9 protein-coding genes are annotated in these 6,471 nt (G+C 61.2%); 4 read left to right on the top strand and 5 right to left on the bottom strand.

Annotated elements, in window-relative coordinates:
* Positions 1-873: site-specific tyrosine recombinase XerD (locus ACINK1_RS11020; protein WP_395760126.1), on the bottom strand; the 873-nt coding region annotated here is incomplete at its 3' end.
* A 34-nt stretch (positions 874-907) separates the two neighbouring features.
* On the bottom strand, positions 908-1,063 hold the full coding sequence (locus ACINK1_RS11015) for a histidine kinase (protein ID WP_395760125.1): 156 nt from the start codon (positions 1,061-1,063) through the stop codon (positions 908-910).
* 192 nt (positions 1,064-1,255) lie between these two features.
* Here ACINK1_RS11015 and ACINK1_RS11010 point away from each other — a divergent pair, with 192 nt between their 5' ends.
* Genes ACINK1_RS11010 through ACINK1_RS11000 form a run of 3 tightly spaced genes read left to right on the top strand, consistent with a single transcriptional unit; the run spans position 1,256 to position 4,324 of the window.
* On the top strand, positions 1,256-1,852 hold the full coding sequence (locus ACINK1_RS11010) for a shikimate kinase (protein WP_395760124.1): 597 nt from the start codon (positions 1,256-1,258) through the stop codon (positions 1,850-1,852).
* Positions 1,849-2,985, top strand: a complete 1,137-nt coding sequence (aroB, locus tag ACINK1_RS11005) for a 3-dehydroquinate synthase (RefSeq protein ID WP_395760123.1) — start codon at positions 1,849-1,851, stop codon at positions 2,983-2,985. The genes ACINK1_RS11010 and aroB overlap by 4 nt, the downstream gene beginning before the upstream one ends.
* A 7-nt stretch (positions 2,986-2,992) precedes the next feature.
* Positions 2,993-4,324, top strand: coding sequence for an HlyC/CorC family transporter (locus ACINK1_RS11000; protein ID WP_395760122.1), 1,332 nt, complete (start codon positions 2,993-2,995; stop codon positions 4,322-4,324).
* A gap of 6 nt (positions 4,325-4,330) precedes the next feature.
* Here the strand turns inward: ACINK1_RS11000 and ACINK1_RS10995 are convergent, their stop codons facing one another.
* The 3 genes from ACINK1_RS10995 to ACINK1_RS10985 all read right to left on the bottom strand — a co-directional run bounded on the left by ACINK1_RS10995 (position 4,331) and on the right by ACINK1_RS10985 (position 5,556).
* Positions 4,331-4,735 (bottom strand): hypothetical protein, encoded by a 405-nt coding sequence (locus ACINK1_RS10995; RefSeq protein WP_395760121.1) that lies wholly within the window; start codon positions 4,733-4,735, stop codon positions 4,331-4,333.
* 150 nt (positions 4,736-4,885) lie between these two features.
* Positions 4,886-5,272 carry a hypothetical protein gene (locus tag ACINK1_RS10990; protein WP_395760120.1) on the bottom strand — a complete coding sequence of 129 codons (387 nt, stop codon included), beginning with the start codon at positions 5,270-5,272 and terminating at the stop codon, positions 4,886-4,888.
* A gap of 17 nt (positions 5,273-5,289) precedes the next feature.
* Positions 5,290-5,556 (bottom strand): BolA family protein, encoded by a 267-nt coding sequence (locus tag ACINK1_RS10985; RefSeq protein WP_395760119.1) that lies wholly within the window; start codon positions 5,554-5,556, stop codon positions 5,290-5,292.
* 138 nt (positions 5,557-5,694) lie between these two features.
* On the opposite strand from ACINK1_RS10985, the gene ACINK1_RS10980 reads away from it, so the two are divergent.
* The gene (locus ACINK1_RS10980; protein WP_395760118.1) at positions 5,695-6,315 is read left to right on the top strand and encodes a J domain-containing protein; all 621 of its coding nucleotides are present in this window, start codon (positions 5,695-5,697) and stop codon (positions 6,313-6,315) included.
* Positions 6,316-6,471: the final 156 nt, after the last annotated feature.

The raw sequence follows: 6,471 nt of genomic DNA, 5'->3' as shown, positions 1-6,471 counted from the left end.
ACGGGCATCGGGGAGATGCGTGTAAATCTGGGTCGTGGCGATATCGGCATGGCCCAGCAGATGCTGAACCACCCGCAGATCAGCGCCACCCTGCAGCAGATGGCTGGCGAAGGCATGGCGCAGCACATGCGGCGACAGGCGGGACGGGTCGATTCCGCTCGCTGCGGCGATCGCTTTGAGATCACGGGCAAAATGCTGACGCGTGAGATGGCCGCTGGCGCCGCGCGAGGGAAACAGCCATGGGCTGTCGGTTGCGTCCGCCAGCGCCAGATAAGCGGCCATTGCCTCGCGCGCGGCGTCGCCCAGAGGGACGAGGCGTTCCTTGCGTCCTTTGCCCATGACGGCGATCATCCGTAATCCGGGCTTTGCCGCCAAACGGGGCAGGCTAATCAATTCGCTGACACGCAGGCCGCTCGCATAGGCAATCTCGATGAGGCAGGTCAGGCGTGTGGCACGCAGCCGCTGCGATGGCGGCAGGTCGGTGTTGCCAGCAATTTTCTGCGCGGTGACGATCAGGCGATCGACGTCCTCGCTCGACAGCACTTTGGGCAGGGGCTGGCGGCGCCTTGGTGCGTCAATGAGGAGGGTAGGATTATCCTTGCGCCAGCCTTCATCCAGCATAAACCGGTAAAACTGGCGTATCGCCGACAGTTTCCGCGCGCTTGAGGCTGCCGACAGGCCGCCTTTGGCCAGATGTTCCAGATATCGGCGCAATTCGTCAGCCGTCGCTTCACCCAGAGCCGAGGCGCTGGCATGAAGAAAAGCCGCAAGACCCTCAAGATCCCGGCGATATGCCGCCAGCGTGTTGGCCGCCGCGTTCCGTTCGACGCTCAACATCTCCAAAAATGCATCGATGGCTGCAGGGTTGCTCATCGGCCCATGAAGGGACCAATCAGACAAAAAGCGGTTAACGCTGGTCGTCTTTGCGCAACTTATCCGAAGGGACGGTGAAGCTCAGATCAGCGGGGTGGGGCTCGACAAAGGTCGCAAGCGCGTACATGCCGAGGAAAATTGTCCCGGCGACGACAGCGCAAAAAGTGATGAACTTGAGGAGTGTGGGCATCGCACGGGCCAACATGCCTGTACGAGGAACAATTCACAAGAGGCCGCAGCGCTGATAGATGAACGCTGGCTGTGGCAACATCGCGTCAACGCGGGACGATGCCATGGTGTTCGTCTCCTGCGCGGTTACCATCGGGTCTTCTGTTGTCGCTGCTGATGCTCATATTCGATTGTTCTGCTCGTGGTGCTGGCCATGAGTGAGCGCGCGATCGTCCTATCGTCTGCTCCTCAGGTGGAGCGGCTTCTGGCGCGGCTCAACGATCGCTCGATCGTGCTGGTGGGTATGATGGGGGCCGGCAAGACGTCGGTTGGCCGGCGGCTCGCCGAGCGCCTCGCCCTGCCCTTCGTCGATGCCGATCACGAAATCGAAGTCGCAGCGGGCATGAGCGTATCGGAAATTTTCGAAACACGGGGCGAAAGTGATTTTCGCATTGGCGAGGCCAAGGTCATCGCCCGATTGCTGGGCGGCGGGCGCAAGGTGATTGCGACTGGCGGCGGCGCCTTCATGAATGGCACAACGCGCGCCAACATCGCCCGCGAGGCGATATCCGTCTGGCTCAAAGCTGATCCCGACGTGTTGATGCGGCGCGTGCGCAAACGCGCCAACCGTCCGCTTCTGCGGACCGCTGATCCGGATGCCACCTTGCGTGCGCTGCTTGTCCAGCGTGAACCGGTCTACCAGCTGGCCGACGTGACGGTTGAGAGCCGCGATATCCCGCAGGAGCAGGTCGTCGACGCGCTTTTTGCGGCGTTGGCGGACAGGCTTGATCAGGAGAACAAACCCACATGAGCGCAGCACCGTCCGTCGTCCGCGTTGATCTTGGCAAGCGGAGCTACGACATCGTCGTTGGTCGTGGCGTGATTGCCGAGGCTGGCGCGCGGATCGCCCATCTGCGTCCTGGTGCCAATGTGGCCATCGTCAGCGATACGACCGTCTTCAGCCATCATGGCGCGGCTCTGCGATCGAGTTTGAGCAAGGCCGGTATCACCGCTCACGAAGTGCTGGTGGCACCGGGCGAGGCGTCAAAGAGCTGGCGCATGCTGGAGCGGGTGAGCGAAGGGCTGATTAGCGCACGCATCGAGCGACGTGATCTGGTGATCGCGCTTGGCGGAGGGGTGGTCGGCGATCTTGCGGGTTGCGCGGCGGCGCTGACGCGGCGCGGGACTGACGTGGTGCAGATCCCGACCAGCCTGCTGGCACAGGTCGATTCGTCGGTTGGCGGCAAGACGGGCATCAATTCACCAGCCGGCAAGAATCTCATCGGCGCCTTCCATCAGCCCTGCCTGGTGCTCGCCGACAGTGATGCGCTTGATACGCTCAGCGCGCGCCATATGCGCGCCGGTTATGCCGAGATCGTCAAATACGGCCTATTGGGCGATGGCGCCTTTTACAACTGGCTGGAAGCGCATTGGCAGGGGATATTCTCAGGCGGAGCTGCACGCATTCACGCCATTTCCAAAAGCTGCGCCATGAAGGCTGCCATTGTCGCGCGTGATGAGACCGAGCAGGGCGAGCGGGCGCTCCTCAATCTGGGCCATACGTTTGCTCATGCGCTGGAAGCGCTCACCGGATATTCCGACCGGTTGCTTCATGGCGAGGCGGTTTCAATCGGCATGGCGCTCGCCTTCCGCTATTCGGCGCGCTCCGGGCTGGTGGCACCGGCGGCGGCGGATCGCATCGAGCGGCATTTGCGGGCGGTTGGCTTGCCCACGCGCATCGGCGATATTGCTGGCGGTGTGGGCGGCAGTGGCGATATCATGGCGGCGATGGCCCAGGACAAGAAAGTCTCGCGTGGCAGGCTCACCTTTATTCTCGTCAAGGACATCGGAGCGGCGTTTATCGCCAGGGATGTTGATGGCGAGGGCATGGTGAGATTTCTCGATAGTGAAATGCAGGAAATGGTGAAAGCCAGCCTGCCGTGAGGGTATTATGTTCGACGATCTGACAACTGGCGGGCTACTGTTTTTGAGCCTGGTGGTGGCTTCACTTCTTGCATGTTCGTTTTTCTTTTCGGGAGCGGAGACCGCCTTGACGGCCGCCTCGCGGGCGCGGATCCTGCAATTGCACAACAGCGGCGATGAACGTGCCGCGCGTGTCATGCGGCTGCTTGACATCCGCGAGCACCTCATCGGCACGCTTCTCATCTGCAACAACCTCGTCAACACGGCCGCAGCGTCGCTGACGACCGGTATTCTGCTCGCGCTCTTCGGAGAGGTCGGCATCGTCTACGCAACCGTCGTGGTCAGCGTCCTTGTCATCGTTTTCTCCGAAGTGTTGCCGAAGACTGTGGCGATCGCCGATCCCGAACGCGGTGCCTTGCTGGTCACTCCAGCAGTCGAGTGGATCGTCCTCCTGGTCGGGCCGGTAGCGCGGGCGGTTGATCTTCTGGTGCGTGGTGTTCTCAGGCTGGTTGGCGTGCGACCGGGCAATCAGCAGGACGCGATGACGGGGGCGGAGGAAATCCGCGGTACGGTCGATCTTCTCGCCAAGGATGGATCGGTTGAGCGCGAGGATCGCCACATGCTGGGCGGGCTTCTTGACCTCAGCGATCTCACAGTCTCCGATATCATGGTCCACCGCACCAAGATGCTCGCACTTGATGCCGACAGACCGGTGAGCGAGATCATCACGGCGGCGCTGGAGAGTCCTTATACGCGGTTGCCGCTCTGGCGCGGCGAAGCGCAGAACATTGTTGGTATCCTGCACGCCAAATCGCTGGTGCGCGCCATCCATGCGGCCGGCGACAATGCCGGCAAGGTCAGCATCGACGACATCATCTCGCCTGCCTGGTTCGTGCCGGACACGACGCCGCTGCGTGACCAGTTGAAAGCCTTCCTGAAGCGGCGCGCCCATATGGCGCTGGTGGTCGATGAGTATGGCGAGGTCATGGGCCTGATTTCGCTTGAGGATATCATCGAGGAGATTGTTGGCGAAATCTCAGATGAGACGGATGAGGAGCTGGCTGGCGTCAGGGTTCAGGCCGATGGCGCCGTGAGCGCCGATGGTCAGGTGCCAATCCGCGATCTCAACCGCAAGATGGATTGGGCGCTGCCCGATGAGGAGGCAACGACGATTGCCGGCCTCGTTATTCATGAGGCGCGGATGATCCCCGATCCCGGCCAGACGTTCACCTTCCACGGCTACACGTTTCAGGTTCTGCGCAAGGAGCGCAATCGGCTGACGCGGCTGCGTATCACCCCGACCCCGCAGGCAAAACGCCCGGCAGCGCCGCTGGGCCAGGCGGTGGCGGCGGGCGGGTGAGGGCGCTTATTGTCCCGTTTGCAGGACAATCTGGACCGGATTTGGCAATAGCTCGCGGCGAAAATTGGCACCCGGGTCAGCCAGGGAGTTACGATCCGTAAGCCCGAAGCGGATGCCTGGCGCGATCGTCACACCATCGCTGCGACCAGGTGAAAAGATGCTGGCAACCAGCACTTTGCCGCTTGCATAGCCCGCTTTGGTGAAAACTGCCTCGAAACCGTCAAAGCGCGACAGGTCAAGAGAGCAAGGAGTGACACAACTTGGCCCAAGCGAGGTCGTCACCAGCGCGCCTTCCGGCTGCGACTGGAAGCGCACGGATTGCCGCCCGCCTGAAGGCAGGTTGGCGCAGCTCGAAAGTATGGCGCAGGCAAGGGACAGCACAAGAGGCAAGCGAAGCGATTTTGTCGTCACGGGCGTCGTCTTCCTCCTGGTGCGCACTCAGATGTCGTGTTGACGGTTGCCCCGAAACAAACGCACAGGATCAGGATCAACACGTCAATGCAGGCTGCTTTCGATCAACTGGCTTCCATCCTATCGCGAACCAGGCGCAGCGCCTTGCTCTTACTGCGCAGGATTCAGCCTGACGGAGACCGGATCGGGGATGAAGCTGTGCTGAAAGCGGCCTCTGTCGTAATTGTCAGGACCTGAAATCTGTACCGGGCCGATGGATATGGATGGGGTGAATCCATCGACGATACTGGTCGAGGTGGCGCTTGCGACCAGAACCGACTGGCTGGCGAAGCCAGGCTTGGCGAAATTTGCCGTAAAGCTTTGGATGCTGGTGAATTGCAGGGCGCAGGGTGTCACGCAGGAGGCGCCGGTGGTGCTGATGGTGACCACGGCGCCGTCTGGTTCGGAGAGAAAGCGCAGGCTCTTCGGCTCAATTTTCGGATAGGGCGTGCAGCCGGCGAGCACGCTCAGACATGCTAAAGGGAATATGATTTTCATGGATGGCCCTCAAACAATTATTCATCCGGTGATTTGAGATTGAGTGCAATGGCGTGAAGCCCTTGGGAAAATTCAACAGCAAGCGCGCCATTGACCAGACGGTGACGCTCAACGCGGCTCAATCCGCTGAAAACCGGCGTGACAAGGCTCACGCGGTAATGCGTCTGGCCGCCCGATCCGGCGCCTGCGTGCCCGGCATGGCTTGCCGATTCGTCGATGATTTCGAGAAAGGCCGGCTGGAATAGAGCGGTCAGAATATCGTGAAGCCGTTCAGCGCGCGTCATGGGCGGACCATTGCCGAGGACGTAGATGAGGTCAATCGTCAGTGGCGCGATAACGTATATTGTCCGCCGTTGCAATGCCCGGTCTTGCCTTTCGCCGCTACCCCGGCCATGTCTTGCAGGTATGAAAGTCTTGCAGGCATGAAACAGGCATCCAAACTATTTGACGGGATCAGGGTGAAGCCGGAACGTGATCGCACGCGCCGCCTTGGCGAGCCGGCATGCGAGCATCCCGGCTGCGCCCTTAAGGGTGAGTTCAAGGCGCCGAAGGGCCGTGACCATGAAGGTCAGTACTGGCGCTTCTGTCTCGTCCACGTGAAGGAATACAATGCGCGCTACAATTATTTCAACGGCATGAGCGATGATGCGGTGGCCAGCTTCCAGAAGTCGGCCATTGTCGGCCATCGCCCGACCTGGACGATGGGTGTCAAGGGCTTTACCCGGGGCGAGGACGCGCATGCCGAAAAAGTCGACGATCATGGCGATCCCTTCGAGTTGTTCGCGCGCTCCGGTGTCAAGCGTCCGGCGGGTCCCAAGATCGCCGTCAAGGAGGGTCCGCGGGTCAGTGAAGCGGAGCGGCGGGCTTTTGAGAAGCTCAATCTGGAGCCCGGCGCCAAGGCGGCCGAAATCAAGGCGCGCTATAAGGGGTTGGTGAAACGCTTCCACCCGGACGCCAATGGCGGCGACAGGACGACGGAAGACCGTTTCCGTGACATCGTGCAGGCTTACGCCTTGCTGAAATCGGCCGGATATTGCTCATGAGGGAGATCCGTTTGACCGACTTTCCCGGCTGGCAAAACCTCTGCTAAGGACAGGAGATGGGCCGGGCCGGCAGTGCGCGCGCGTTGCCGGTGCGGTTTGAATGGAGCTGACATGAAAAATCTTGCCAAGGGAGCGACCGGTCTTCCGGACGCGACA

This window comes from Raskinella chloraquaticus (SeqCode), from assembly GCF_021731865.1.
Classification (GTDB): domain Bacteria; phylum Pseudomonadota; class Alphaproteobacteria; order Rhizobiales; family UBA4765; genus Raskinella; species Raskinella chloraquaticus.
The sequence above is the reverse complement of the archived record's forward strand: the minus strand, read 5'-3'. Positions and strand labels throughout refer to the sequence as shown.